This window comes from Amphibacillus marinus, assembly GCF_900110345.1.
Taxonomy (GTDB): domain Bacteria; phylum Bacillota; class Bacilli; order Bacillales; family Amphibacillaceae; genus Amphibacillus_D; species Amphibacillus_D marinus.
In genome coordinates this window covers 142790-168935 of the sequence record NZ_FODJ01000003.1, presented here as the reverse complement: position 1 = coordinate 168935, position 26146 = coordinate 142790, and the positions used below count along the sequence as shown (strand labels likewise).

At 39.2% G+C, this 26146-nt stretch carries 27 protein-coding genes; 14 read left to right on the top strand and 13 right to left on the bottom strand.

All coding sequences use genetic code 11. The annotated features are described in order from the left end of the window. Positions 1–32: 32 nt before the first annotated feature. The 3 genes from BM000_RS06380 (at position 33) to BM000_RS06370 (ending at position 2384) form a co-directional block, all read left to right on the top strand. Entirely contained in the window at positions 33–1064 is a 1032-nt protein-coding gene (locus BM000_RS06380; protein WP_091496002.1) for an AimR family lysis-lysogeny pheromone receptor, read from the top strand. A 168-nt stretch (positions 1065–1232) separates the two neighbouring features. After that, positions 1233–1622 carry a large-conductance mechanosensitive channel protein MscL gene (gene mscL, locus BM000_RS06375; protein WP_091496000.1) on the top strand — a complete coding sequence of 130 codons (390 nt, stop codon included), beginning with the start codon at positions 1233–1235 and terminating at the stop codon, positions 1620–1622. A gap of 186 nt (positions 1623–1808) precedes the next feature. After that, positions 1809–2384, top strand: coding sequence for a peptidoglycan-binding domain-containing protein (locus BM000_RS06370; protein ID WP_091495998.1), 576 nt, complete (start codon positions 1809–1811; stop codon positions 2382–2384). 90 nt (positions 2385–2474) lie between these two features. Here BM000_RS06370 and BM000_RS06365 read toward each other — a convergent pair whose 3' ends face one another. The 4 genes from BM000_RS06365 to BM000_RS06350 are packed head-to-tail and all read right to left on the bottom strand — an operon-like array spanning position 2475 to position 6403. Continuing rightward, positions 2475–3278, bottom strand: a complete 804-nt coding sequence (locus tag BM000_RS06365; protein WP_091495996.1) for an ABC transporter ATP-binding protein — start codon at positions 3276–3278, stop codon at positions 2475–2477. Beyond that, complete coding sequence (locus BM000_RS06360; RefSeq protein ID WP_091495994.1) at positions 3278–4309, bottom strand: FecCD family ABC transporter permease; 1032 nt, start codon at positions 4307–4309, stop codon at positions 3278–3280. Before BM000_RS06360 ends, BM000_RS06365 begins: the two co-directional genes overlap by 1 nt. Beyond that, on the bottom strand, positions 4306–5334 hold the full coding sequence (locus BM000_RS06355; RefSeq protein WP_091495992.1) for a FecCD family ABC transporter permease: 1029 nt from the start codon (positions 5332–5334) through the stop codon (positions 4306–4308). The genes BM000_RS06360 and BM000_RS06355 overlap by 4 nt, the downstream gene beginning before the upstream one ends. Then, positions 5327–6403, bottom strand: a complete 1077-nt coding sequence (locus BM000_RS06350) for an iron-siderophore ABC transporter substrate-binding protein (RefSeq protein WP_091495990.1) — start codon at positions 6401–6403, stop codon at positions 5327–5329. Before BM000_RS06350 ends, BM000_RS06355 begins: the two co-directional genes overlap by 8 nt. Before the next feature lie 236 nt (positions 6404–6639). Here BM000_RS06350 and BM000_RS06345 point away from each other — a divergent pair, with 236 nt between their 5' ends. The 4 genes from BM000_RS06345 to BM000_RS06330 all read left to right on the top strand — a co-directional run bounded on the left by BM000_RS06345 (position 6640) and on the right by BM000_RS06330 (position 9187). Further along, positions 6640–7644, top strand: a complete 1005-nt coding sequence (locus BM000_RS06345) for an L-rhamnose/proton symporter RhaT (protein WP_091495989.1) — start codon at positions 6640–6642, stop codon at positions 7642–7644. Positions 7645–7817: 173 nt separating this feature from the next. Then, positions 7818–8255: a MarR family winged helix-turn-helix transcriptional regulator gene (locus BM000_RS06340; RefSeq protein ID WP_091495986.1), complete on the top strand. Its 438-nt coding sequence runs from the start codon at positions 7818–7820 to the stop codon at positions 8253–8255. Next, positions 8245–8883 (top strand): nitroreductase family protein, encoded by a 639-nt coding sequence (locus BM000_RS06335; RefSeq protein WP_091495984.1) that lies wholly within the window; start codon positions 8245–8247, stop codon positions 8881–8883. Before BM000_RS06340 ends, BM000_RS06335 begins: the two co-directional genes overlap by 11 nt. 19 nt (positions 8884–8902) lie before the next feature. Next, entirely contained in the window at positions 8903–9187 is a 285-nt protein-coding gene (locus BM000_RS06330) for a putative quinol monooxygenase (protein WP_091495982.1), read from the top strand. A 223-nt stretch (positions 9188–9410) separates the two neighbouring features. Here BM000_RS06330 and BM000_RS06325 read toward each other — a convergent pair whose 3' ends face one another. Beyond that, positions 9411–10010, bottom strand: coding sequence for a DUF6198 family protein (locus BM000_RS06325; RefSeq protein WP_091495980.1), 600 nt, complete (start codon positions 10008–10010; stop codon positions 9411–9413). A 93-nt stretch (positions 10011–10103) separates the two neighbouring features. On the opposite strand from BM000_RS06325, the gene BM000_RS06320 reads away from it, so the two are divergent. Further along, complete coding sequence (locus BM000_RS06320; RefSeq protein ID WP_091495978.1) at positions 10104–10766, top strand: cyclic nucleotide-binding domain-containing protein; 663 nt, start codon at positions 10104–10106, stop codon at positions 10764–10766. A 432-nt stretch (positions 10767–11198) separates the two neighbouring features. Here the strand turns inward: BM000_RS06320 and BM000_RS06315 are convergent, their stop codons facing one another. The 6 genes from BM000_RS06315 to BM000_RS06290 form a co-directional block, all read right to left on the bottom strand. Next, positions 11199–11849, bottom strand: a complete 651-nt coding sequence (locus tag BM000_RS06315) for a copper homeostasis protein CutC (protein ID WP_342708155.1) — start codon at positions 11847–11849, stop codon at positions 11199–11201. An 88-nt stretch (positions 11850–11937) separates the two neighbouring features. Beyond that, the gene (locus BM000_RS06310; protein WP_091495976.1) at positions 11938–12642 is read right to left on the bottom strand and encodes an SIS domain-containing protein; all 705 of its coding nucleotides are present in this window, start codon (positions 12640–12642) and stop codon (positions 11938–11940) included. 156 nt (positions 12643–12798) lie between these two features. After that, complete coding sequence (locus BM000_RS06305; protein ID WP_091495974.1) at positions 12799–13593, bottom strand: PTS system mannose/fructose/sorbose family transporter subunit IID; 795 nt, start codon at positions 13591–13593, stop codon at positions 12799–12801. Beyond that, the gene (locus BM000_RS06300) at positions 13577–14392 is read right to left on the bottom strand and encodes a PTS mannose/fructose/sorbose/N-acetylgalactosamine transporter subunit IIC (protein WP_091495972.1); all 816 of its coding nucleotides are present in this window, start codon (positions 14390–14392) and stop codon (positions 13577–13579) included. Before BM000_RS06300 ends, BM000_RS06305 begins: the two co-directional genes overlap by 17 nt. A gap of 9 nt (positions 14393–14401) precedes the next feature. Then, entirely contained in the window at positions 14402–15352 is a 951-nt protein-coding gene (locus BM000_RS06295; RefSeq protein WP_091495970.1) for a PTS sugar transporter subunit IIB, read from the bottom strand. Positions 15353–15354: 2 nt separating this feature from the next. Then, positions 15355–16662: an alpha-L-fucosidase gene (locus BM000_RS06290; RefSeq protein ID WP_091495968.1), complete on the bottom strand. Its 1308-nt coding sequence runs from the start codon at positions 16660–16662 to the stop codon at positions 15355–15357. Between the two features lie 203 nt (positions 16663–16865). Between BM000_RS06290 and BM000_RS06285 the strand changes: the two genes are divergently transcribed. The 6 genes from BM000_RS06285 to BM000_RS06260 all read left to right on the top strand — a co-directional run bounded on the left by BM000_RS06285 (position 16866) and on the right by BM000_RS06260 (position 22640). Continuing rightward, positions 16866–18320 carry a rhamnulokinase gene (locus tag BM000_RS06285; RefSeq protein WP_091495965.1) on the top strand — a complete coding sequence of 485 codons (1455 nt, stop codon included), beginning with the start codon at positions 16866–16868 and terminating at the stop codon, positions 18318–18320. Positions 18321–18377: 57 nt separating this feature from the next. Then, complete coding sequence (locus BM000_RS06280) at positions 18378–20159, top strand: L-fucose isomerase (RefSeq protein WP_091495963.1); 1782 nt, start codon at positions 18378–18380, stop codon at positions 20157–20159. Between the two features lie 20 nt (positions 20160–20179). Further along, positions 20180–20818, top strand: a complete 639-nt coding sequence (locus BM000_RS06275; RefSeq protein ID WP_091495961.1) for an L-fuculose-phosphate aldolase — start codon at positions 20180–20182, stop codon at positions 20816–20818. A 54-nt stretch (positions 20819–20872) separates the two neighbouring features. Beyond that, complete coding sequence (locus tag BM000_RS06270; RefSeq protein ID WP_218144081.1) at positions 20873–21634, top strand: DeoR/GlpR family DNA-binding transcription regulator; 762 nt, start codon at positions 20873–20875, stop codon at positions 21632–21634. Between the two features lie 219 nt (positions 21635–21853). After that, entirely contained in the window at positions 21854–22288 is a 435-nt protein-coding gene (locus BM000_RS06265; RefSeq protein ID WP_218144080.1) for a helix-turn-helix transcriptional regulator, read from the top strand. Position 22289: 1 nt separating this feature from the next. After that, positions 22290–22640 (top strand): hypothetical protein, encoded by a 351-nt coding sequence (locus tag BM000_RS06260; RefSeq protein ID WP_091495959.1) that lies wholly within the window; start codon positions 22290–22292, stop codon positions 22638–22640. A gap of 222 nt (positions 22641–22862) precedes the next feature. Here BM000_RS06260 and uxuA read toward each other — a convergent pair whose 3' ends face one another. Together uxuA and BM000_RS06250 are read right to left on the bottom strand one after the other, a co-directional pair. Further along, positions 22863–23903, bottom strand: coding sequence for a mannonate dehydratase (uxuA, locus tag BM000_RS06255; RefSeq protein WP_091495957.1), 1041 nt, complete (start codon positions 23901–23903; stop codon positions 22863–22865). 335 nt (positions 23904–24238) lie between these two features. Beyond that, positions 24239–26128, bottom strand: a complete 1890-nt coding sequence (locus BM000_RS06250) for a BglG family transcription antiterminator (RefSeq protein ID WP_177178231.1) — start codon at positions 26126–26128, stop codon at positions 24239–24241. Between the last annotated feature and the right edge of the window lie 18 nt (positions 26129–26146).

The window sequence follows — 26146 nt, the reverse complement described above, 5'->3', positions numbered from 1 at the left end:
AAAGTAGGTAAAAATAAGGGAGTAAGCCACTAATGAAGAGGAAAATCGATCAAGTAAGTTATAATTTAAATAGTTATTATCATCTTGATGCAGAAGTATTTTCTAATTGGCTACTCAAAAACCTGCCACAGCAACAGCATGAAATGGCACTTAAGGACTACTTCAAACACACAACTCACAACTATTCAATGTGTGTCGGGTTAGAGTTTTTCTATGCAAGTAGCAATCTCCCTGAACTTGAAGCACTAATTGAGAAAAATAAAAAAACAATTCTTAAGCTCAACAATGATTGGGCTCTTGTTTATGAGTTGATGCTGGCAAAATACCAGCAGATACACCCGCCAAAACAAATTTTACAGCAATTAGTAACGATTAAGACCAATGATTTAGCGTTAAAGTGCTTAATTACCTTTATGACTTTCGCTGCCCAAAGCGCCCTATCTAATCATGATTGGTTGTTTACGCAGGTAGATAGCTTTGAGCATGCCGTAAATAAAGTTGAACATAGTATTTTAAAGCCGTTTATCCATCAGCGCTTAGACAATATTTTATTTTTCTTCTATTGGAAAAGAAACGATTTAATTCTTGCTAGAAAGTATGGTTACCAAGCACTCGCTGAAGCAACTAATTACCTAACACTAGCAAATTTACATAATAGCCTAAGTCTTACTTACATATTTGAGGATTTTAATATCGCTAAATTCCACCTAGATGAAGCCTATAAAATAGCTCAGAAACAGGTTATTTTACCAGTAATAGACCTAATTGACCAAAAAAACCGCCCATTTATTTATGCCCATTTCAATCAACCAAAAGGCATTATGACTACCGATTTAAGTGAACGAGCCCATTTAGCTATTGCCCGTGGCCGCTACCAATATGCTGAGGAATTACTTGCCAAATTACCAAAGTTGACACCATTCTCCAAATATTATCTAGGAAAAGCAACGCAAGATTATCGCTTGCTGATTAAGTCTTATAATGACTTTGTCGAACTACATAGTGATCATTTTTTTGCTCGCTTACCTTTAAATGAAATAAACGTACTATCTCGTAATCCTTAACTGATAGACACAGCTTGCTGTTGCTTAAAAGCACTACCTGCCTACTCCAAATAATTAGCTGTTAACCAACATATGTTTACCATTTGAATAAAAAAACGTTCTTGAGTAAAATAATAGAGAAAGCAAAGGGGTAAGTATTTTAAAACGATAGAGATAGGAGATTGAATTATGATTAAGGAATTTAAAGCGTTTATTATGCGAGGGAATGTTATTGATTTAGCAGTTGGACTGGTAATGGGTGCTGCCTTTACAGCGATTGTATCAGCACTAGTGGAGAATGTGATCACCCCGATTATTGTGGCATTAACGGGAAAAGCAGAAGTGAGTCAATTAGCCTTTCAGCTTGGCTCAGCCAGAATCGCCTATGGTTTCTTCCTACAAGCAATCATTGACTTCTTACTTGTTGCCCTTGTATTATTTCTAACCATTAAAGGTATTAACAAATTAGCGCGTAAGAAAAAAGAAGAAGAACCAGAACCAGCAGCCCCAACGGCTGAGCAGTATTTAGCGGAAATTCGTGATTTATTAGCGGAGCAAAAGGCTGATAAGCAGCAATAATTGCATATAATGTTAGGACAGACCAACAAAACAACCGAACGCTGATTTATTAGAAAATCGTTCGGTTGTTTTTTGTGCGATAAACAAAGTAAGTGAATACCATTCCTCGAGATAGATGTTTAACAATTTAATAAAGGTGGAAAAGATTAATAAGCTTAAGTTAAATTTAAAAGGAGGATATGTTGCATGAATAAGAAATGGCTTGTTTTGTTACCAGTGATCACTTTGATGATTCTGCTACTTCCTTTTCAATCAGCAGAAGCTTCCACAACAACTGAAGAAATTCAAGAAGGGTATGAGGCATTGTTTAATTGGCCTCCAGAAGAGCAACCAATTGTTAGCCAAGGTAGTCAGAGTTTCGAAGTAGAGTTCATTCAAATGATGTTAGTTCACTTTGATCACGAAACAGAGATTGACGGCATCTTTGGACCGCATACTGATCAGCAATTAAGAAATCTGCAAGCAGAGTATGGGTTAATTGTAGATGGTATTGTCGGTGTGCAAACATGGACATTGCTACTTGATGAATATCGGGCGCAATTATTTTCAGCAGAAGATGCCCTTAGCTATGCGGAAGATTTTTTAAACAATGAAGATCTTGTGTTCAGTAGTGACGGTGTCAGACACACAGATGATAGCGATAACGTATTTTATTCGATCAAAGTGCAGAGTCAAGAATTAATTGATGGTGGAGGTAGTGGCACGGTTGGATTCTATGATGTCTATCAAGATGGAACAGTTATCGAAGCCCACCCTAAATAATCTATATGTGTAAGCTCCTGACTAATCGCCAGGAGCTTATTTAATGTTAGTATGAAAGGTTTTTACATCGTTCAGCAACAGATTGCTAGTCTACAAACCAGCATGATAACGCCCAATCGGAATGACTAACGGCGTTTTAGCTACTGGATCTTCAATAACCTGACAGGTTAAGCCGAATACTTGTTCAATCAGCGCACTCGTAATCACCTGATTAGGCTTACCCTCGGCAATTAGCTTACCCTCCCGAAGCGCATAAATATAATCAGCATAGCGGGTCGCTAAATTAATGTCATGAAGCACCATCACAATGGTTGTCCCACGTTTCTTATTTAAATCAGTAAGTAAATCTAAAATCTCAACCTGATAAGCGATGTCTAGAAAAGTGGTCGGCTCATCTAAAAAAAGAATATCTGTTTGCTGTGCTAACGCCATAGCAATCCAAACACGTTGCCGTTGTCCACCAGATAGCTCATCAATATGGCGATCAGCTAATTGGGTGATATCCATTAGTTCCAACGCCTCGGCCACTGCTTGATAATCCGCGTCTGTCCAGCGGCTTAGCATTGATTGATAAGGATATCTGCCTCGCCCAACCAGATCGGTAACGGTAATCCCCTCTGGTACAATTGGTGATTGGGGCAAGACCCCAAGAATCCGCGCTAGCTGCTTTGAAGGTAGCCTTTCAATTTTCTTTCCATCTAGGATAACCTGACCCGCTTCAAGCTTAAGCAGGCGTGCCATTGCTTTTAACAAGGTAGATTTCCCACAAGCATTTGCACCAATAATAACATTTATTTGCTCACTTGCAAGATTAAGTGATAAATCCTTGATAATTGTTGTCTGATCATATTTAGTGATTAAATGCTGTGCTTGCAATGTATGTGCAGCTGACATTATAAGCGCCCCCTACGATTCATTTTAATAAGCAAAATTAGTAAGTAGGGTGCTCCAAGCATCCCCGTTACAATCCCAACTGGGTACCTGACCCCAAAGGCAAACTGACCAAGTAAGTCCGCAGCAAGCACTAATATAGCACCAATTAACCCTGCAGTTACAATGTTTGCATAGCCACCACCGACTAATCGCTGCGCAATTGGTCCAGAAAGAAAAGCAACAAAAGCAATCGGTCCTGTTGAAGCTGTTGCCACAGCCAACATCGCAACAGCACACACGATTAATAGCAGCCTTGTTCTGTTTGTTTTCACACCTAAAGAGATAGCCGATTCTTCCCCTAACTCAAGGATATTAAGCCGATTACCTAAAAGAATGAGCAGTGGCGCGCAGATAACTACTGTCCAAATTAATGGTAGCGTAGCTGGTAATTGCGCACCATTTAAGCTACCACTTAACCACCGAAGAGCTGCTGGGATATCCTGTTGATTTCCAACAAGAAGCAGATAAGAAATGACAGCATTTAGCATGGCCTGAATACCTAATCCGACCAAGATTAATCGGCCAATTGAGAATGTTTTCCGCCACGCAAGAAGATAGATAACAATAACCGTTAATAGCCCAGCGATAACAGCATAAAGAGATGCCGTCGTTTGATTTGTTTGAAAAATCAAGAGACAAAAGAGCGCAGCTACACTTGAACCTGTGGTGATGCCAAGTACATCTGGGTTAGCTAAAGGATTGCGTAACATGGTCTGAAAGGTGTGACCAGCCATCCCAAAAGCTATGCCAGCAAAAAAACCAGCTAGCAGCCTAGGTAAACGAATGGTCGCTACCGCAAACGACACGCCACCCATTGATGGATCGTATAGACTGCGCACGACATCCCTAACTGGATAAATGGTATTCCCAAGCATCAGCATGCCCACGCACAGACCAGATACAATAAGGACTAGCAGTACATTAATCAACAGCCACCGTTGCCGCCGTTTATTGCGACCTCTTTTTATCATTACCATAATTGATTTACTCATAGCGCACGCACTTTCATTCGCATTGCTAACATAATTAAGATTGGTGCACCGAGAAAGGCAGTAATGATCCCCGCCTCTATTTCACCAGGACTACCAAGCAGGCGCCCCCCTATATCAGCAAGCGTTAGTATAGCCGCTCCAGCAAGCGCGGACATTGGAATAATAATACGAAAATCAGGACCCAGTATTAACCGAATCAAGTGGGCAGCTAACAGACCAATAAAGGAAATTGGACCTGCTAAGGCAGTAGCCGCACCACATAGCACCACGCCAGCCAAAGCGGCACATAGTCGGAGTAGCCCTGGCTTAACACCTTGACCTTTGGCAACCTCATCGCCAAGTGCTAAGGCATTTAGTGCTGGGGCAGTCGCCGCAGCAATTAAAAACCCCACGACTAGAAATGGCAGAAACAGTCGAACATGACTCCAACTCCCTGCTCCGACACTACCGACTTGCCAAAATCTAAACTGATCCATAACGTACGACCGGGGAATCATGATCGCGCTCACTAACGAGGACAAGGCAGCACTCGTGGCTGCACCAGCCAGAATAAGCTTCAAAGGAGTTGCTCCAGCCCGCCCTAGTGAGCCAATACCATAAACAAGACAGGCTGTCAGCAGCGCACCTACAATGGCGAGTACAATATACTCCGTTGCAGAACTAATATTTAAAAAAGCTAACCCACCAACAACAAACAGGGCTGCCCCAGTATTTACGCCTAAAATACTGGGATCAGCAATCGGATTTCTTGTTACAGCCTGCATTAATGCACCTGACATCCCTAAAGCCGCTCCACACATGATGCTAAACAGGGTCCGTGGGATTCTTTCTCTCACCACACTTACACCATATGAATCACTACTAAGATCAAACAGCGCTGTTACAACGTCAGCCCAATTAAAACTTCGTGAACCTAATAAAACTGAAGCAACGATGCAAAGCGCAAGCAAAACGACAAACAGTAAAATAACTGCTGTCGTTCGCTTTAGCCTTACATCGTTTAGTTTTTTTGGTGTATTACTCATCAACTTTACTTAGCGCATCGGCAATTAAATCGGTATAATCGTCAATGGTGTAGGCAATTGCAAGCGGGTTAGGCGTACCAGCCGCTGCAATTGAAGAATTCCCTCCAATAAAGACAACTGAACCGTTCGCTATTGCTCTAATTTGTCCTAACCGAGAATCAGCCTTGACTGCTTCATATAAGTCATCATCGCCATAACCAATAATAACATCAACAGCATCAAGAACATCAGCATTCTCTGCACTAAGGCTTAATGAATAAGCCGTGTCATCTTCGATTAACTCGGCAATGCTGTCTGGGAATACCAGCCCTAGCTCTTGCAAGAATAACACGCGCGGATCAATCGTTGAATAAAGATGAAGACTTGATGGATCGTTCGCTGAGAAGTTAACCCAAGCAAATGTTTTCCCTTCAATCTCAGGGTGCTGGGCAACTGTTTCGGCAATGAGAGCTTCCGTATCCGCAATAAGCTGCTCACCTTCAGCTTCCATACCCATTCCTTTGGCGTTATAAATAATTTGATCGCGCCAAGATGTTGTCCATGGTGATAAAGGATAAGCAACAACTGGAGCAATTTGCGATAGAATCTCGTAATCTTCTTCAGTAATACCAGAGTATGAAGCTAGAATAACGTCTGGGTTACTATCAGCAATAGCTTCAAAATCTAAACCATCAGTGTCTTGAAAAATATTTGGGTCACTAATACCAAGCTCATCTAGCTTTTCAGCTGTCCAAGGTAGCAAACCACTGTCATCCTCCACACCAAAGTTAGCTGCTGAGAAGCCAACTGGCTCAACGCCTAAAGCTAATACAACATCATGATTTGCCCATTGGATAGTAGCAATTCGTTCAGGTTTTGCCTCTAATACCGCTTCACCTAACGCATGCTCAATGACAATCGGATACCCTTCTTCACTCTCCTCAGAAGTATCTACCTCAGTGCTATCTTGCTCAGTTGTATCGGCTTCTGTTTCTTCAGGTGCTGTTGAGTCACTGGCACACCCTATTAATACCACCAATAATAACATGGTGAATAAACTTAATATAAGACTAGTTTTACTTTTTTGCATCTGGCTATCCCCTTTTTATCTATAATTATATTATGTAGCAATCTTACCAATTAATTGATAACGATTATCATTATCATATTTTATGTCGTTTTCACAAAATTGTCAATATTTTTTTAAAAGTTTAGTTTTAATAGTCTGCTAGTTTAATGCTAAATTATCTAGTCGTTTGAGGATATTGCCTTTATAATATAATTTGCGATAAAAAATCTTTAATTTTATAAGAAGGTGAGTATGCCATGGTTATTGCTTTAAGTGTCTTGTTTTTATCCTGCATTTTTCAAGGAAGCTTCGGTATTTGCTTTAAAAAATATCAACCGTTCTCATGGGAAACATTTTGGCTTTTATTCTCAATAATAGGCATCTTATTTATCCCTCATCTCTGGGCTTTTATTGAGATACCGAATTATTTCAGCTATCTTCAAGCGACCCCAATTGATCAATTACTGCTTGCTGCTTTAATGGGATTGCTTTGGGGAATCAGTGCAGTCTTTTATAGTAAAGCCATTGATATGATTGGCGTTTCCCTGGTTACTGGGATTAACCTTGGCTTTTCTTTGCTATTAGGCACATTTATCCCTATGTTTATTATTCAGCAGTTCCCCGCACCACGAGCGCTAGGTATGCTTATTCTAAGTATGGTTGTTTTAATGATTGGTGTTTTTATTCTAGCAAGAGCTGGCTTTATCAAAGGGCGAATGACCAAGACGAACCAGCTTGTCTTGCAAAAAAAAAATTTAAGAATTGGCTTTATCCTTGCTTTAATTTCTGGAATTGGCTCAGCAGCGATAAATATCGGCGCTTCGGCAGCACATTACCCAGTCAACCTTGCCATAGCAGCTGGCGTTAACCCCGTGAGTGCCAGTCTACTCGCTTGGGTTGTCGTGTTTGCTGGTGGATTCGTTGCTAACTTCGTCTATGCACTGGTTAAAGTGTTACAGAACAAAACGGCTTCTGACTACATTCACCCTGGTGCCAGCCATGCCTACCTTAAAGTGATAGTGGCTTCATTTGTTTGGTTTGCTGCTTTAGCTATCTATGGCAAAGCGACTCATCTTTTAGGAGAGCTGGGACCAATTGTTGGCTGGGTTGGCTTTAATGCGCTTGCACTAATTATTGCCAACCTGTGGGGATTTCGTGATCATGAATGGACAGGTTTTCCAAAAGCAAAGCGACTTGCATTACTTGGCAATGCGATTATTATTATATCAATTGCCTTTGTTGCGTTAGCGAACACACTATAGCTCAATTTCGTCCGCCAGTAACCAGGTGACAAGGTTACTGGTTTTTTCACAAACTATTTTTTAAAGTAGCTGGGCTCACGATTATTATGAGCAAATCACTTTACAACCCATTAAAGCTACCTTATCATTGACTTGTCAACGTTTGATAAGTCAATTTAAAGAGAGGTGAACACATGCATTTACATGAATTGGGTAGACTACTCTATCAGATTAAACTGGCTGATCAGAAGGTAGCATCGGCCTTTGAGAGGAAAACAGGGTTTAGTCTGACGCGCTATGCGCTATTAATGACGCTTCAGGAGAAAGGTGTCTGTGCTCAGCGCACCATCAAGCAGGAGCTTAACATTGATCAAGCTGCAATTACTCGGCATTTGAAGATTCTGGAGAATAAAGGTTATGTTATACGTGAACGTAACCCGCAAAACAATCGTGAAGTCTTTGTCGAACTGACTGAACAAGCGGTGTTAGCATTAAGCCAATGCGAGCAAGAGCATGCTTTTTCTGAGCATCCGATTTATTCAGCACTATCCAAGCAAGAAATGAATCACCTAGCTAAATTGCTTAATAAACTAAATCATTTTGACAACGAGGAGCTTACCTATGACAGATAATTTTATAACAAATAACTTTTCCGAAATTATGTTTGAACGGAAATCTATTAGAGCCTATGACGAAAACGTTAAGATTACCAACGAAGAGATGCTGACCATGCTCAAGGAAGCAACAACAGCGCCTTCTTCAGTTAATATGCAGCCTTGGCGTTTCGTTGTTGTTGAAAGTGAAGCTGGCAAGGAGCGCTTAAGACCGTTAATCCGGTTTAATACCAAACAAAACGATACCTCTTCAGCTATGATCTTAATTTTTGGTGACATGCACTGCTACGAATTAGGTGAGGAGATTTATAACCAAGCCTTTGAAGCCGGCAAAATGCCAAAAGAGGTTCGCGATCAACAACTAGGGGCCATTATCCCTTATTATCAGAATCTAACCAAGCAGCAAATGAATGACGTGGTCAAGATTGATGCTAGCTTAGCCGCTATGCAACTCATGCTGACAGCACGTGCCCATGGCTATGAAACCAACCCAATTGGTGGCTTTGAAGCTGATCAGCTTGCAGAAGCATTCGACTTAGATAAAGACCGCTATGTTCCGGTTATGATCTTATCAATTGGAAAAGCAACAGAAACAGGTTACCAGTCGGTCAGACTTGATCCAGCAAAAATAACGACCTTTAAATAATTTAGGGAGGAATCAATACATGCTTAGTGTCAGCGCCACTTTTTTTATTAAACCCGATCAGCAAAACAGCTTCCTTGCAGATGTTAAACAGCTAATTGCCTCTTCAAGAGCAGAAGCAGGATGTAGCCGGTATGCATTATACCAATCCATTTCGTCAGACAATGAATTTGTCATGATTGAGAATTGGCAGGATCAAGCGTCCTTAGATCAACACAATCAAAATCCAGATCTAATTAATTTTATCAAGCACATAGGTGAATACAGTTCAGCCAAGCCGATCGTTCAAGTCGCTGAAGTAAAGTGAATCTTCAATACAGTGGCGGCTTTCTTTATCCGCACTGCTTGGTCATACCATAAGCACGAGCAAAGAACAACCATTGAACGATTCTGCCTGTTGATCCCCCACTTAGCTCTGTTTATGCTTAAAGTGGGGGACTTTTAACCTGCGTGCTACTTATGCTAAGTAAGCATAGCCACATATTCACCAGCAATTAATTAATAGCTGTGTTACAATTGCAAGCAGATCATCATTCCTTAGCCCATGAAATGACAGCGGATAACAGGATAAAACTAATGATCGTCCCTTCTCGTACGGTTATTGTTAAGTTGAAAAATAATGCCAGACTCATTGCTGCTGCGATACAAATTAAATCAATAGCATAACGGTAAAACTTGAAACTCCGAGTGGTCCGCTGAGCTAGCAGCAAACAGAACTTTTCAATAGGAAAATTGAATACATAATAGTTTAGGACCTTACCAGTCCCAAAGCCAGCAATAATGACGCCAATAATAAAGACAATTATTTTTATAACATATTGTCGAATTTCAAAATAGCCAATTATGGAATAGGTGATCAGATTAATTGTATAACCAAACAATAGCAAGCTTAAAATCATAAGCGCATAGCTCATCAGCTTAGGCTGTTTGTCAATAAGAAAGCTCATTAATAGAAAGATTAAGTTAATCATTGTCGTAATCGTTCCAACTCTGATCTGACTAAATTCTGATAGCGTCACATTTAACGAATTAAAACTGCTAACCCCGATTCCAGCTTTAATTGTCAAGCTAATACCAAATGCACTAACTAGATAGAATAACAATGATAAGTAAACATGCTTTAAATTCACAATAATGATCTCCTAAAATAGATTTAATACCGTTATTATCATACGGAAAGCTAGCATGTAACTAGGAGATATCTCACATTAGAGGTGATAAACATGAAAAAAATGAATGTCCAAGAGGCTCAACTAACACCACTAACTTATCCATTCCTTAGTAGCTCGATTTTAGCGAGAAGTTATCTTTTTATTTATGAAAAAAACGAATATGTCATTAGAACAGGTACACAGCTAGATTTTTTATTTTTTGTTCTGGCTGGAAAGGCACGCATAATTAATACTGAGGCTAATGGAAAAAATGTCATTCTGCAATTTATCCAGGCGGAGGATTTAATCGGTGACCTTTATGTTGTCAATGCTGAAAAGCATACTAAAGATGTGGTTGCCATTGGACAGCTACACTGCTTAGCCATTCCGTTACCTATAGTCAAGCAACACTTAATAAATGACCCCTTGTTTCTAACATTTATTAGCACGTACATTGGTCAAAAGTTGTTAAAACGAATGGAGCATTTTTCTCTTGCACAAACCTTTGAACTTAAATATCGGCTAGCTGAACTGTTAATCACAGTTGCCGTTGACGGGTACTATTCAGAGAACAACACGCAAATTGCCGATTACCTAGGTACGAGCTATCGCCATTTAATGCACACATTTAAAAAACTGCGCGAGCAAAACTATATCAAAAAACAGGGGCGGGGGTACATGATAGATGAAGCCAAGCTAATACAGCTTATTACTGCGGGTAGTAAGCTATCGTAACAACATAATATCTAACAATATGTTCACTTTCATAGGCTTTTTTTAAAATTAATGATAGGTAACGGGGTGTGGTAGTCCTATGCTGTTAGCTACCGAAGAAGCTTACGTGCTTAGAGGCTTTATCTCGTAGTACTTTTCTATGACTATAAACAAGCCCGTTACTACTATGAGACTAACCGTAAAGAGCCCGTGCAAGCCATTATGGCAACCTTGAAACGTTTGATTTAAGCCATGGTCTTGATTTAAGTGGCGGATTCGACATCGGTTTGTTTGGCTCATCTAGCTTTGATCCAAACTACCAAGTTAGGTTGGCTGATTAAGACAATTAAAGCTGTTTAATCGCCCTCAAATTAGAATGAGGGCGAGCACGGCTGATTCTTTTTACCTAAATTGTCAAGTATGCGTGTTAGACACGACTATCGCTCAAACGCATTAGGATGATAGTTTGACAATTTTAGTTCCATGTGCCTCATCTACTTGCAGAACATCAAGGACATTTTCTACATTGTGATAAGTAATGCCTGCACCGGGTAGGATTATAATTCGATTTGCTGCATACTCAATTAAGTCTTTGAGATGAGGGAAGTTCTCCTCAATGCTACATTCTGGGCTACCACCGTGGGTCAATATTCTACTCACTTTATTGGCAGCGAGCCAATCAATTGCTCTGAATTGATTTTCTATTGAAAGTTCATCGAAGGCCATGTGAAAAGTAATGGCCATACCTGCTGACTTATTAATTAAATAAGAAGTCGCATCTTCATCAATCCAATCCTTTTTCAAGCAACCCAATACAACACCATCCGACCCAAGCTGCAAACACATTTGAATATCATTTGCCATCATCTCGATCTCTGCTTTGCAATAGGCGAAATTCCCACCGCGTGGTCTAATCATTGTCATAACCGTAACATCGGCTTGATGTGCGAGTTCAATTGTTTTTTTTAACACCCCATAAGATGGGGTGGTGCCACCAACAGCTAAGTTGTCACAAAGTTCAATCCGTTTGGCTCCGGCTTTAATAGCTGCTGGAATATTGGTCAGATTCTCCGCACAGAACTCTTTAATCACATGACTTTCCATTTCCTCATCCCCTTAACCAATTTCATTAGTGTCACTTTGCTACCATCCTATAATTTGACGTTCCTTATGAAAAGACCACTTAGCAAATTTAGATATGGAAAATACGATCAGCATACTTATCTTCAATAGCTAAATTACGTTCATGTCCCCCATCGACGTTTGCACTAAGGTAGACAGGTGGCTCAAAACCTTGCTCTACCATAATTTGAATGGCTTCATACATCGTTTGCTGGAGCAGGAGCGTAGCAGCAAACGATGAGGTCCCACAAACTTTCGTATCAAGGTTGTCTATAGCTAAAGCTGCATCCCCAAACGCTGAATGATTATCTAGGACAACATCGGCAAACTCATATAATAGTTTACCACTACTATGCCTAGATACAGAATTTTTAGATATTGCTAATGCAGTGACTACAATTAATTTATTCCCTTGCCTTTTTATTTCTTCCGCCAACTCAATCGACATTGGATTGCGCCCAGAGTTAGAGATCAAAAAGAAAACATCGTGAGGCTTTATCATTACTTTATGCATCAACGCTTTACCTACACCTTCGTGTTGCTCATACATCCCTCCAGCAGGATCAGCAATTACCTTAGACGGAATTAAGCCTCCTGCGCGCCCACTTATTTCAATAGCTGCTGCATACGAGTGTCCACTACCAAATGCTTGGGTAATCCCTCCATTCATAATGCCTTCCGCAACGATTGCGGCTGCTTTCGAGATATTTCCAGCTTCATTTTCTTCCAATACTTTTGTAAGTCTCTTACATTCCTCGAAAAAAGCTAATGTCATGATTTGCCCCCTTTTAACTCTATTTTTATCAAAAATAATTGACTAACCTACCTGCCATTCTCCTCATTCCCTAAGCTCTCAATAAATAAGCCTGACCTAACTTTACTACCTCTTCTGAATTCAACTCGCTTTGCATTCAGAAGAGGTAGCTTATTCTTACATAACTCCTAAAGCTTTTAAAGCAACAGCCAAGATTATAATTGAAAGAATCGCTCTCGTTGAATTAAAGTGCTTCTTGCCTAATAACCAGTAGATAACACCAACTAAAATGGCTGGAACCATCATTGGCATAATTTGATCAATTGTATCCTGAATATTAAGTTCCACATCACCTGTGGTAAACGTCAAGGCAATGGGTGCATTAATAACAGAAGGTATCATTGCCCCAATTACGGTTACCCCTAATAAAGTCGCAGCATTTGTTAGTGCATTTAAGTGGCCTGACATGCTACTAACTAATTTTACCCCTTGCTTATAACCAATTCGCACCGAAAAGAATCGGAAAATGAGGATCGCAATGTTCACAAGTAACCAGATAACGACACCAGTTGCATTCCCATTCAAAGCAAGATATGATGCTACTGATCCAAACACGGTAGGAAATAGCACACCAAAAATGGTATCACCTACACCAGCGAAGGAACCCATTAGTCCAGTTTTCAAGCCTGTTACCGTGTCTTTAGCTTTGTATCCTTCCGCTTCTTCTGTAGCAATATCCATTCCGAGGATAAATCCTCCCATATGCGGCGTTGTATTAAAGAATTGACTGTGAACCCGCATGATTTCTTGTTGCTTCTCTTTATCATCATCATATAATTTTTCTAACACTGGCAGCATGGCATATAAGTAACCGCCGCCCATCATCCGTTCATAATTCCAAGAAAGTTGGCTACCATACAACCATTTAACACTTACTTTATCAAGATCTTTTTGATTAATTTTCGTATTCATTTTCGCTTAACCCTCCTCTAACATTCAGATTCGCATTGGCTGTTACCAAGCCAGCATGCCCTGATTGTTCACTAATTAATTTCTTAAATTGGAGAATGGCTAAAGCAAATCCAAGTAATGCCACACCAAACATAGGCATTTGCAAATAGGCAACGGCAATGAAGCCAATCATTAAATACGTTATAAAGTTCTTTACTGGTAAATAGCGCAGCAAAATTGCGATACCGACAGCTGGCAGCATCCCACCAGCTACCGATAAACCACCAGTTAACCATTCTGGAATAACGTCAGAGATAAATTCAATAATACTTTCTCCAAAGCTAAACACGAGAAAGATTGGTAATCCCCTAGATAATCCCCAACTTACTGTTCCTAAGAGGTGAAACATTTTAATTTTTGATAGATTCATTAATGTAATCGCATTATCAATTCTTTTCTGAAAAAAGACATTACAAAAGCGTGCTAGAATATCGAGTTGAATCATTAACAAAGCTACTGGCACGGCTAAACCAATTCCAAATTCCGCCCCTCTGCCACTCATGACTGCAAATGCAGTTCCAACAATCGATGCTGTCATGTAATCAGGAACACTGGCTCCACCATACGCTTGAATACCTAAGCCCATTAGTTGTAGGGTTGCTCCGACAGCTAGCCCTGTCTCTAAGTCGCCCATCACAAGTCCTGTGATCGTCCCCATTATCAGTGCTTGATTCGCAAAAACATTAATCCCTAAATTCTCAACAATTGCATAAAATCCTAATAGTGATAGGACAATAATTTGCCAAATTTCCATGTTCATGAGATTCCCCTACCTTCCATAAATCTGTGAAAATGATTTTTCTTCTTCCATTGGTACCATTTGAGCAGTAACGAAAACACCCTGTTTTTCTAAATCATTTAGTTTTGCGATAGCAGCTTCAGTTAAAAATAATGATCTTTTAATTTGGATTGTCCCTTCTTTTGAACTTGCATTACCCAGATTAAATCGCTCAATTGGCACACCAGAATCAATTAAGGCAAAAATAGTTTCAATTTCTTTTGCAATGATCATCACTTTTTGATTTTGATAGATGCCTTGTTTTAATCGTTTCGAAGCGGTTTCAGTTTTCAAAATACTTAATTTAATTCCGCCAGGGACAGCCGTTTTTAATGATGCTTTCGTGATTGAGTCATTTACAACATTGTCATCAACGATCATGACTCGGGTAGCGCCCAATTTCCCTAACCAAAGTGTTGCAACTTGCCCATGGATTAAGCGCTCATCTAGACGGACATGTTGAATGCCCAGTTGGGCCATCTTTTTATTCGTTACCATTTCGGTTACTTGGCTTGGTTCTACTTTATTGACGTGTTGAGGTTGCTCTGTATTTGAACGGATTCCCTCTTTTCCTTCTGATAAAATACTAGCGACTATTTCTGTAACACCACGATCGGGATTAAATCGCTCGCTATATGCCTGAAGCAGCATCGGTACATTTAATCCTGAAGCTATCTCTATGTTCCGATCACTCTGTTGAATAAGCTGATTTGCTTGATTAAAGGGTGTGCCCCCCCAAAGATCTACAAGAAATAACAATTCATCTTCTTTTTCAAAGCTGGCGATTGCAGCTTCTAGGCTATCCTTAAGTTGTTCTGGATTGTCATCTGGCATCAGGAGACAGACCGCTACTTTATCTTGTCTACCCATAATCATGTCACCAGTATTTTTAATTCCACTCGCAAAGTCGCCATGACTTGCAAGAATAATGCCTATCCCCATCTTTATTCCTCCTTTAAGGTTAATTCAATTACTGGAATTAATTCATTTGGCTTACGAATAGGTAAGTTTAACATCAGCATGGTTGGATCAAGCGCTTCTTTAATATTGACTTCAGTAATTTCTTTATAGAGATTGGTGTTAGATGCTCTTTTTCCGCTTAAATTTTTGGTATCAGTAAACCGAATCTCGGAACCATCATTCAAAAGTCGCGCGAAAGCTACTTTTCCACCAAGCTCGGGTAATAGCAGGGTTCGATAAGGCCAACTGAATATTTGTAAAAACAGCTTGTTTCCTTTTTGCGTGTAACGACAATCTAATGGAGCAGGATAGTTGCTTCCAGTCGCTCCATAAATCGATACACCATGTCGAGTTAACCAATCCCCTACTTCTGACAAAATCGTATCACTTTGTTCATCCCATAACCCTCTAGCGTTCGGACCAATGTTAATGGTAATATTTCCACCCTTTGAAACGGTATCAACTAATTGCTTAGCAACCATTTCACTAGACTTAAAGTTAAGATTATCACGATCATAGCCCCAGCTATTATTTAAGGTTTGCACTGTTTCCCAAACATCAGCTTCATTTTCCATCCCTTTGCTTCTAGCAAATTGTTCAGGTGTCAATACACCTCGATTTAAGCCTAACCGATCATTAATTAAAATATTAGGTTGAATGGAATAAATTAGCTTCTCTAATTCAACACTTCCCCAATCATCAGCTCCTTTGCCAACTGAAGTACCCCAATCTCGACTCTGATAAGAGAAATCAAACCACAGATAATCAATTGTCCCGTAATTTGTTAAGAGTTCTTTAACTTGGGCAAACATAAATGCGCGATAGTTTTCCATATTATCTTGCTGATTCTGGATAAATTCTGGATTGTTCCTCATTGGATGGTAGCCATCAACAAGAAATTCGGGATGATGCCAATCAAGAAGTGAGTAATAGATCCCTATTTTCAAGCCTTCTTCACGAAATGCCTCAATCAGTTCACCTAATAAATCCCGTTGATACGAGGTCTGGGTAATGTTATATGAGGTTTCTTTTGTATCCCATAAACAAAAACCTTCATGATGCTTTGCGGTAATTGTGACATATTTAAACCCTGCTGCCTTTGTTTTCTTGGCCCATTCCTTTGCATCTAGCAAATCAGGATTAAACTGGTCAAAGTACTTTTGATACGATTCAACATCGACTTCCTCCAAAGTTTGAACCCACTCATGTCTAGCAGCGATGGAATATAGCCCAAAATGAATAAATAATCCATATCTGCCTTCTGAAAACCACTTGTGATTATTTGTTGTCATCTAAATCCTCCTGTGCGTCTATTAAATTGATTAGCTTTATGATATCGGTTGCAAGCCAATTTAGCTAGATTTGAAACCATGATTGACGTTTGTTCAAAAATGTGTTCATCGCTTATGTTTGAAAACGTTCTAATATAGAATTGGGGTTATTCAATTATGTTAACTGAAATAATTGAGAATATTTTCAGAATTGGAGGGGAGATATGCATACGATCTTAGCCTTTGATTTAGGCGCTACCAGTGCAAGGGGCATCGTGTATCGCTTAGATAACTGTACCCTACAAGAAATAGAAGTTTACCGTTTTACAGGCTATCAGCTTGTTAATCAGGAGCAAGGCGAGATCCGGTGGGACATAGATATGATAATGAATGAGATAAGGACGATCATCAGGATGGCGTCAACGACGTATTTTATTGAAAGCATTGGCTTTGATTCATGGGGCTGTGACTTTGGCTTGATAAATGGTGCAGGTGAATTAATACGCACACCTTTATGTTACCAAACGATGCTACAAGAGAAGAATCTACACTATGGAATGAAGCTACCTGACCAGTTTCGACAACGGACTGGTATCGCAAATGCATCAATTAACACAAGCTCACAATTGCTTTACTTAAAGAATAACGATCCAGAAAGCCTGCAAGAGGCTGAGCATTTGCTAATGATTCCTGATTTAATTCATTATCTGCTCACAGGTTCGATCTTGACAGAATCTTCAATTGCTTCCACAAGTCAATTATTTGACATCAAACAACAGCAGTGGGCATTAGATTTAATTGCAGAAATGGACATTCCAACAAAGCTTTTTTCAACAATCGTCTTACCGTATACAAGAGTAGGCACGGTAAAAACTGGCGAACACCACATTCCGATTCACTCAGTTATGGAGCATGATACGGCTAGTGCTATATACGCCTTACCGACAAATGATCATACTAGTTTTTTCCTATCATCAGGAACTTGGTCCGTTTTAGGGCAAAAAGCAGAAAGCGGCTTAATTTTGCGCCATCCACTAGAAGCCAACTATTCATATGAACAAGCTGGCGATGGGAAAATCTTAAAGTTACAGAACATGCTTGGTATGTGGTTTATTGAGGAAGCTTTGCGTGAAGTCAATCAAACGAAGTCGATTTCTATTCAAGAGGTTCAGCGATTACTAGAAAATGAGCCACCTATTGGCTTCTTTTTTGATAGTCAAGATGACCGTTTTTTAAGTAAAGGCCAATTCGGTTCAGCACTGAGAACGTACGGAAAACAGCACAACCTTCCTTTACTGGATTCAACGGCAAGATTATTCTTAGCCATTTATCAAAATCTTGCCTTTAAATATGCTGCCACATTTGCTGATCTTATTGGGGAGAACTCGAAACCGATCTATTTGTTTGGTGGTGGTAGTAAATCAGATTTTTTAAACCAATTAACGGCGGATTTAACGCAATGCACCATTGCTGTTTGTTATTCCGAAAGCTCTGCTTTAGGCAATGCACTGGCGCAATTCCTAGCATTAAAAGCCATTCGGACCAGAGAAGAGCTGGTGTTATTAGTAACAGCTAGTCATCCGCCAACCTACTTTATCCCTAGAAGAAACCAAGCCTATGAACAAGCCTATCAATGCTATCAAGAATCACTAAAGGAACTAAGTGCAAAGAACATTTGAAAAAAACTATTATAGTTAAATCGGTTTAGTAATTCTTTAACAAGGAGGAGTATAATCATGGATTATCCCAAAATTGGTATTCGACCAACAATTGATGGTCGACAGGGTGGTGTCAGAGAATCTTTAGAAGAACAAACAATGGCGATGGCGTTACAGGCAAAAAAGCTAATTGAATCTACCCTATTTTATATGGATGGTACGCCAGTAGAGTGTATTTTACCTAAGCAAACAATTGGTGGCTATGCAGATGCTAGTTTAGTAGACAATGATTTTGCCCGAAAGGATGTTGTGGCTACTCTTACAGTCAGCCCATGCTGGTGTTACGGAACGGAAACATTAGATTTGCGTCCAAATACATTTAAAGCGATCTGGGGCTTCAATGGGACAGAGCGCCCTGGTGCCGTCTACTTAGCTGCTGCAATGAGTGGTTATGCCCAAAAAGGTATCCCCGCCTATAAAATTTATGGAGCAGATGTTAAAGAAAACGATGAACAAAGCATCCCAGCAGATGTGCAGGAGAAAATACTTCTATTTGCTCGTGCTAGTATTGCCGCTGGTGAAATGCAGAATAAAGCTTACGTCAATATTGGCGCCTCTTCGATGGGGATTGCCGGTAGTCAAATCAATCAACATTTTTTCGAGAAATATTTAGGGATGCAGATTGAGTACGTAGACATGACAGAATTATTACGTCGAATTGAATTAGGGATTTACGATCCTGACGCCTACACAAAGCTACGCTCATGGATTGAAACGAATTGTTCTGAGGGCATCAACATTAACGACGGCAAAGACTTCCCAGAAGTAATTTTGAAATCGCGCTATATATCTGAAGAGAAGCAATGGGATTTTATTGCAAAGCAAACTTTGATTGTGCGCGACATTTTATTTGGTAATCCAAAGCTCACGGAATTAGGTTGGAAAGAAGAAGCAAAGGGACGAAACGCATTATCAGGAGGCTTTCAAGGGCAACGTCAGTGGACAGATTGGTTACCAAATGGCGATTTCTTAGAGGCGATTTTAACGAGTAGCTTTGACTGGAATGGTCCGAAGCAACCCATTGCTTTTGCGACAGAAAATGATACGTGTAATGCGGCTGCCATGCTTTTTGGGACATTATTGACCAATAAAGCACCGATATTCTCAGATGTTCGAACGTACTGGAGCCCCGAATCGGTAAAACGGATCACTGGTTATACCTTAGAGGGTAAAGCACAAAATGGTTTAATTCATTTGCTTAACTCTGGTGCCAGTGCACTCGATGGCAGTGGTGGGAGTATTGATGAACACGGTCAAGCTACCATGAAGGAATTCTGGAATATGACGGATAGCGATATAAAGTCATGTTTGGACAAAACAAAATGGTGTCGAGCAAATTACGAATATTTCAGAGGTGGCGGCTTCTCCAGTCAATATCATTTACAAGCAGAAATGCCACTAACACTTATTCGAGTAAATATTGTCGATGGTGTCGGACCAACTTTGCAAATTGCAGAGGGCTATTCATGTCAACTTCCAGAAGAAGTTCATAACATTATTAACGAACGTACCGATCAAACTTGGCCAACACTTTGGTTCGCCCCAAACCTCGGAGAAGCTGGATTTGAAGATGTCTATACGATGATGAATCATTGGGGAAGCAACCATGGCGCAAGTGTGCATGGTCATATTGGGGCTGAATTACTTACATTAGCAAGTATGTTAAGAATTCCAGTATCCTTACACAATGTAGCTCAAGATAAGATTTTTCGTCCACATGTTTTTTCCGGTTTTGGCACAAAGGATTTAGAATCAGCTGATTTCTTAGCCTGTCAAACATATGGGCCATTTTACAAATAACTCATGAAAGAAGGTAAAAGATGTACGCTTTACAAAAACAGCAGCTTATCGAATATGGAAATAAATTAATTGACAATAATTACACCCTTGGAACAGGAGGAAATTTAAGTACCTTTATCCGCGAACAGCAAGTGATGCTCATTACTCCATCTGGAATCCCATTTGATGAGATCACTGCAGATGACATTGTCGTTATGAGTTGTACGGGTGAAATTCAAGAAGGAGCAAGGCGACCTTCTAGTGAGTGGCGCATGCATGGGATTATGTATGAAAAACGGACTGATTTAGATTACATCATCCATGCACATACCATGTATTCCACCGCCCTTGCTGTATTAAGACAACCCTTACCAGCTTCACATTATATGATTGCAGTGGCTGGAAAGAATGTCCGCTGTGCAGACTATGCCTCGTTCGGAACTGAAGAACTGTCTGTCAACGCATATGAGGCGATGAAGGATCGAAAAGCCGTGCTTCTAGCAAATCACGGCGTGCTAACTGGTGGAAGAACAATGCTTGAAGCTTATACAGTGTTAGAAGAACTGGAGTACTGTTCCAAAGTTCACCTCATTGCCTCTAGCGCAGGAACGCCAACTGTTATGTCAGATATTGAAATGGCTAACATGGCCGAACGCTTTAAAACATATGGACAACAATAAATAGAAATGTGCTAAAATGAATAAAAGCTAGTGTTTATTGCGGGAGGGGACAGAGTGGTCAATGAATTGAGAAAAGATCAAATTTTATCCTTATTAAAGAAGCATAAAAAAATGGAAAATAGTGATCTGCAAAAAGAACTATTCTGTTCCCTTTCTACGCTTAGACGGGAATTATTGTTATTAGAAAAAGAAGGCTTAATTCGTAGATACAGGGGCGGCGTTGTATTAGAAGTTGAGAAGAACCATGTTATCTCTACACGTTATCGTGAGCATGTTATGATTCGGGAAAAAGAATACATAGCTGAAATCGCAAGTACATTCATTGGTCCTGGCATGAGCTTATTCATTGATTCGAGCTCAACAGCCAAGTCCCTTGTCCCGTATTTAGCGAAGCTACCGAACAGTGTTATCATTACGAATGGCTTACAGATCGCTTATGAGCTATTACAAGTTTGTCAACAAGACACGAAAATATATATGATTGGCGGAGAAGCAATCAAGGATGCTGAAAGCGTAGTCGGCGATTATGGTAATTCCTTTCTTGAGCTATTCCACATTGACTTATGTATTTTAAGTTCCACGGGAATTGACTTAACCGGTATTTATGAGGCTAACTTTGCCCAAGCCTTATTCAAGAAAAAAGTAATGAACTTAGCTAAACAAAGCTTATTACTTGTTGATTATACCAAGTTCGGAAAAAGCCATGCCTATAAATTCTCTGATTGGTCTTCTTTTGAAAGTGTAATTACTGATCATCAGCCCACTCAAGATTATCTTGAGGTAGCGAAAAAGGCCAGTCTAGAATTCTTATACTAATAAAAGGTCACGCGTTCAAGAAAGAAATTGGGCACGTGACTTTTTTAGTTACATCAAATTATAATGAATTGCAAAGAGAATCTTAAACACTAATGAGATAATAAAGTGGGCTAAAGTCAGGGGAAATCTGAGATGTTAAGTTTTTTTGCGCAATTGATAAGAACATTTGCTAGTATCTATGTAACTTCTTTAATACAATTTCTCTAGGAGGTGAAGATTGTGAAGTTTGAGGAAAGAATATATGAATTTAGAAAGAAAGGCGGCTTTACCCAAGAAGAAATTGCCAATAAATTAAATGTGTCTCGACAAACCATTTCAAATTGGGAGACCGGGACTGCGCAACCTACCATTAATAAAGCAATAGAGTTGGCAAATTTGTACGGCATTTCAATGAATGAGTTGGTTGGGGTAACCGAACAGGCTAAGCAGAAGTCTGAAGTTCTATCGACGCTAATACATAGAAAAGCAACCATCTATTTAAATCCGGAAAGCGATGCTGATATTTTCCTTTTTAAAACAGCGCTTAAGCATTGTGAGATTATTGAGGTACAGCCTAGTAGTATAAGAATCATTATGCAGGAGAATAAACAGATGATTGAAAAGCTACTCTTTGTAAAAGATATTATTGGATTTGAAATTGAGGAGGAGGACTAATATGTGGTGGCTCTTGGTATTAATTGTTGCACTTATGCTATTTGCTAAACTTGATGATGTCATTGAACTTTTTAAAAGCAAAAACCCACATTACCAGCACGAAAAAGAGAAAGAGCAAATCGAACATCAAGAAGAGCGGATAGCGATTCGCAAGCAACTAAACGAAGCTCGTGGATTATCTTGTAGAATTATGAGTAACCAGCTCATTTATATCTCTGCTGACACAGATATTAATGCCAAAGTAATTGCGGTAGATGATGATTGGGTTGAATTAGAAACAACAAAGAAAAAGAAAAAGATTAGATTATATCTAAAAGTTGCAGACATTACAAGTGTTGCAAAGCTACTTTAATTGTCCGTTTATCATCCAGTTTCAACTTGGTATGTTACTTGTAAAATAACCTCTACTAAGCAGATACAAATAAGGCGTACCCGTTTTAACAGGATGATCAAATTAATTTCTTTTACCAAGCTGATTACCGTGTTCCTCAAGGTAAGTTCAGATAGTTTTTTGCTCATAACAGCTTAATGGCATATATATGCCATTAAGCTGTTATGAGCTACTTTTCGTTACCTATCCGTTTGCCTTTAAACAAGCTTCATATAAACCATTGAAGTAAGTTGCACCGAGAGCACGGTCATACAACCCATATCCTGGTTTTCCTTCTTCTCCCCAAATCATTCGACCGTGGTCAGGGCGAAGTGGTCCTGTATAGTTATGATTAACAAGTGCTTTAATCACCTGATACATATCAATTGAGCCTGCTTGCGATAAATGAGCTGACTCTTGAAATGATTTCCCTCCTACCAACTTCACATTTCGCGTGTGCATAAAATTCACACGCCCTTTCTCAAGCATTTCAATTAGGATTTCCACTGCATCATTTTTAGGATCGGAAGCAAATGAACCCACACACAAGGTTACGCCATTATACGGACTGTCGTATAGGTTGACTAAACGATTTAACGCTTGTTTATCCGTAATAATTCTTGGCAATCCAAAAATACTATATGGGGGGTCATCGGGATGCATCGCCATCTTCACCTTTGCTTTTTCCGCTACGGGAAGAATTTCTTTAATAAAGAAAGACAGGTTCTCCCATAATTGCTCTTCATCTATTTTCTTATAGTCATCTAACAAATGCTTCATTTCTTCTTTTGTGTAGCTCTCATCCCAGCCTGGAAGGGATAACGTTCGAGGATCCATCTTGCTAACCGCTTCTTCATCAAAGATTAATGTTCTTGAGCCGTCGTCTAATGCATAGGACAAATCAGATCGTGTCCAATCAAATACAGGCATGAAGTTATAACAAACAACCGGTATGCCCGCTTCCCCTAAGTTAATAAGTGTCGTTTTGTAATTTTCAATATATTTTGTTCGCGTTGATTTACCTAGTTTAATATCTTCATGAACAGGCACACTCTCAATAACGGCTAGTTCTAGATCGTGTTTCGCTATCGTTTGCTTTAATTCTAGAATCTTTTCTAACGGCCATGACTCACCAACTGGAATATCATAAATTGCGGAGACAATCCCCTTCATATTTGGTATTTGTCGAATATAGTCTAATGAAACTGGGTCTTCCTCTCCGTACCATCTAAAACTCATTTGCATATATACTTCCTCCAAGTCCGTTTTAGTTACTATTATAAAATGAATTTTCAATTAGTGGGGGTTTTACTTTACCGCCCACTGTTTGTTAGCACTACCGTCATACAGCTAAAGGCATGACCAAAGTGCGACCTTCCAAAGAACAGCTCTAAACAAACCGTCTTTACTGACTGGTTATTAGTCTCCACTGAGCGTACTTAAATGGTCCTCGTGTGCTTGTAATGAGGGCTTGCAGTCAGTTAATCTACGGTAAAGCAAGCGAACCGTTAGAAAAATAGCCGATTAAGTACACAGTACAAGTCAACTATTCCTCAACGGTTCGTTAAGCCCCCAAATGCTTAGACAAGCTTTGAAACAAAATCATCATAGCTTTGCGCTTTTTGCACAAAACTAATTTTCAGACGATCTGATAATAGGTCGGTTATCGTTTGATATAAGAAATCAGATTTGTTTCCCTTTGTTGGGTCTACATTCATTAAAAGAACAATGGAAACCATTTTTTGTCCCCATTTTATCGGCTCTCGTAACAGTGCAACAGCCACAAAGGAATCATCAACTACTTTATTTAAAGGGTGTGGAATGGCAATTAGATTGTCAAATGCTGTAGACGACAAAGCTTCTCGCTTCATTAGTTCTTCAAAGTAATGCTGCTTCGAGACGGCAAACTTATTTGCAATTTCACCACTTAAGTAGTCAAGTATCTCTGTTGCCGTTTGACCTTCAGGATGAACAAAAAAAAGATCCTTTGAAAAGAATGTCTTTAAATAATTGATTTCTTCCTTGCTCTTCAGGCGATTTCGAATCGATTCAACATCATTTCCACTTAAAAATGTGCTAATTTCAATGATGGGAACATTGGTAGTAATATTTAGCTTTACTGTAGTAGCAATTAAATCAAATTTTGTTAAATCAATCCGCTCTAATTCAAGTGCATCAAGGGTTTGCAACGTATTAATATAAGCTAAGAATTCATTTTCAAATTTATTCTTTAGCAAGATCGCTGTTGATTTGCCAGTCGCACAAACAATAAGAATATCCTTCTTCTTCTTTAATTTATCTTTTTTTATTAATGCTGAGTTAATATGCAAGGCAATATAGCCAATTTCATCCTCTGTAATTTCAGTAGTAAACTCACAACCTATTAATGAAGAGATAAACGTTGCAATTTGAAACGGCAGAATATCTGATTTAACTTGCTCTAAAATTGGATTCTTCAGAATAAGATTATACTTTAATCTGTTTCCCATGTTTTTCAGATGCAACCCTAAAGAAATACGAAAGTCTAAATCATTCTGTAAGCTAATGTTAAATTCTTCATCTATTGCTGCTACAATACGCTCCAGTAAATCATTTATATTGTTCGGGATAATATACGCATCATGACTATTAAGTGGTGTAATTCTGCTGATAAGCAGCATCGTTAAATTAAGTTTTTCATTCATATTCATTGATATACTTAGGTGACGCTCCAACCTTTGCGCTATTGCTACTGCAACGTGGAACTCAGAACTGTTAGCAATTGACTTGTCAAACGAGGTATGATCACTTCGCAGCTCTAGTCCTTTATTTATTCTGAGTACACTTACATAAACATGAGAAACAAGATCATTTAAAGAGTAGAGGGTTGTCACATAATTGTGCTTTTTAATTTCACTGTACAGAACCCCTTTTATATCTTCCATAACCCCTTCTGTCTGTTGATCAGCTAAAGAATGATTTAATAGCTTCAAAATAGCCTTCCTAAAATTGGTTTCTTCCCCCTCAACATACAAACCATAATGAGGGCGGCTTTTAATCTCGAGTTGAAACTTAGTTAAAAAATCCTTTGCTCTCGTTAAGTCCATGTTAAATGTAGATCGACTAATTACTAGTTGGTCCATAAAATCTTCAGCTTTAACATACACCTTGTTAATAAGCAATTCAGATAGGATATACTCTCTCCGATATTGTGGATTGTTGCGATCATCATGCTCAAACGCATGTTTATACCATTCCGTTCTAATAAATTCTTCAAATAGTTTACTGTCAGTTACCTCAAATTTATTGCCCAATGAAGGCTTAGCATTAATTTTAGCACCGTTTTTGTTTAATAAAGTATTAAGCTCTCGAATATCTCTCGAAATGGTTTTCTTACTTAAATTAAAATGATTTGCTAGCTCAGTCGATGTAATAAAGCCACTTGTCTCAGACAGCTTGTCTAAAATTTTTTTTAGCCTAGTTTCTTTCACTTTGTCATCTCTCCTGAG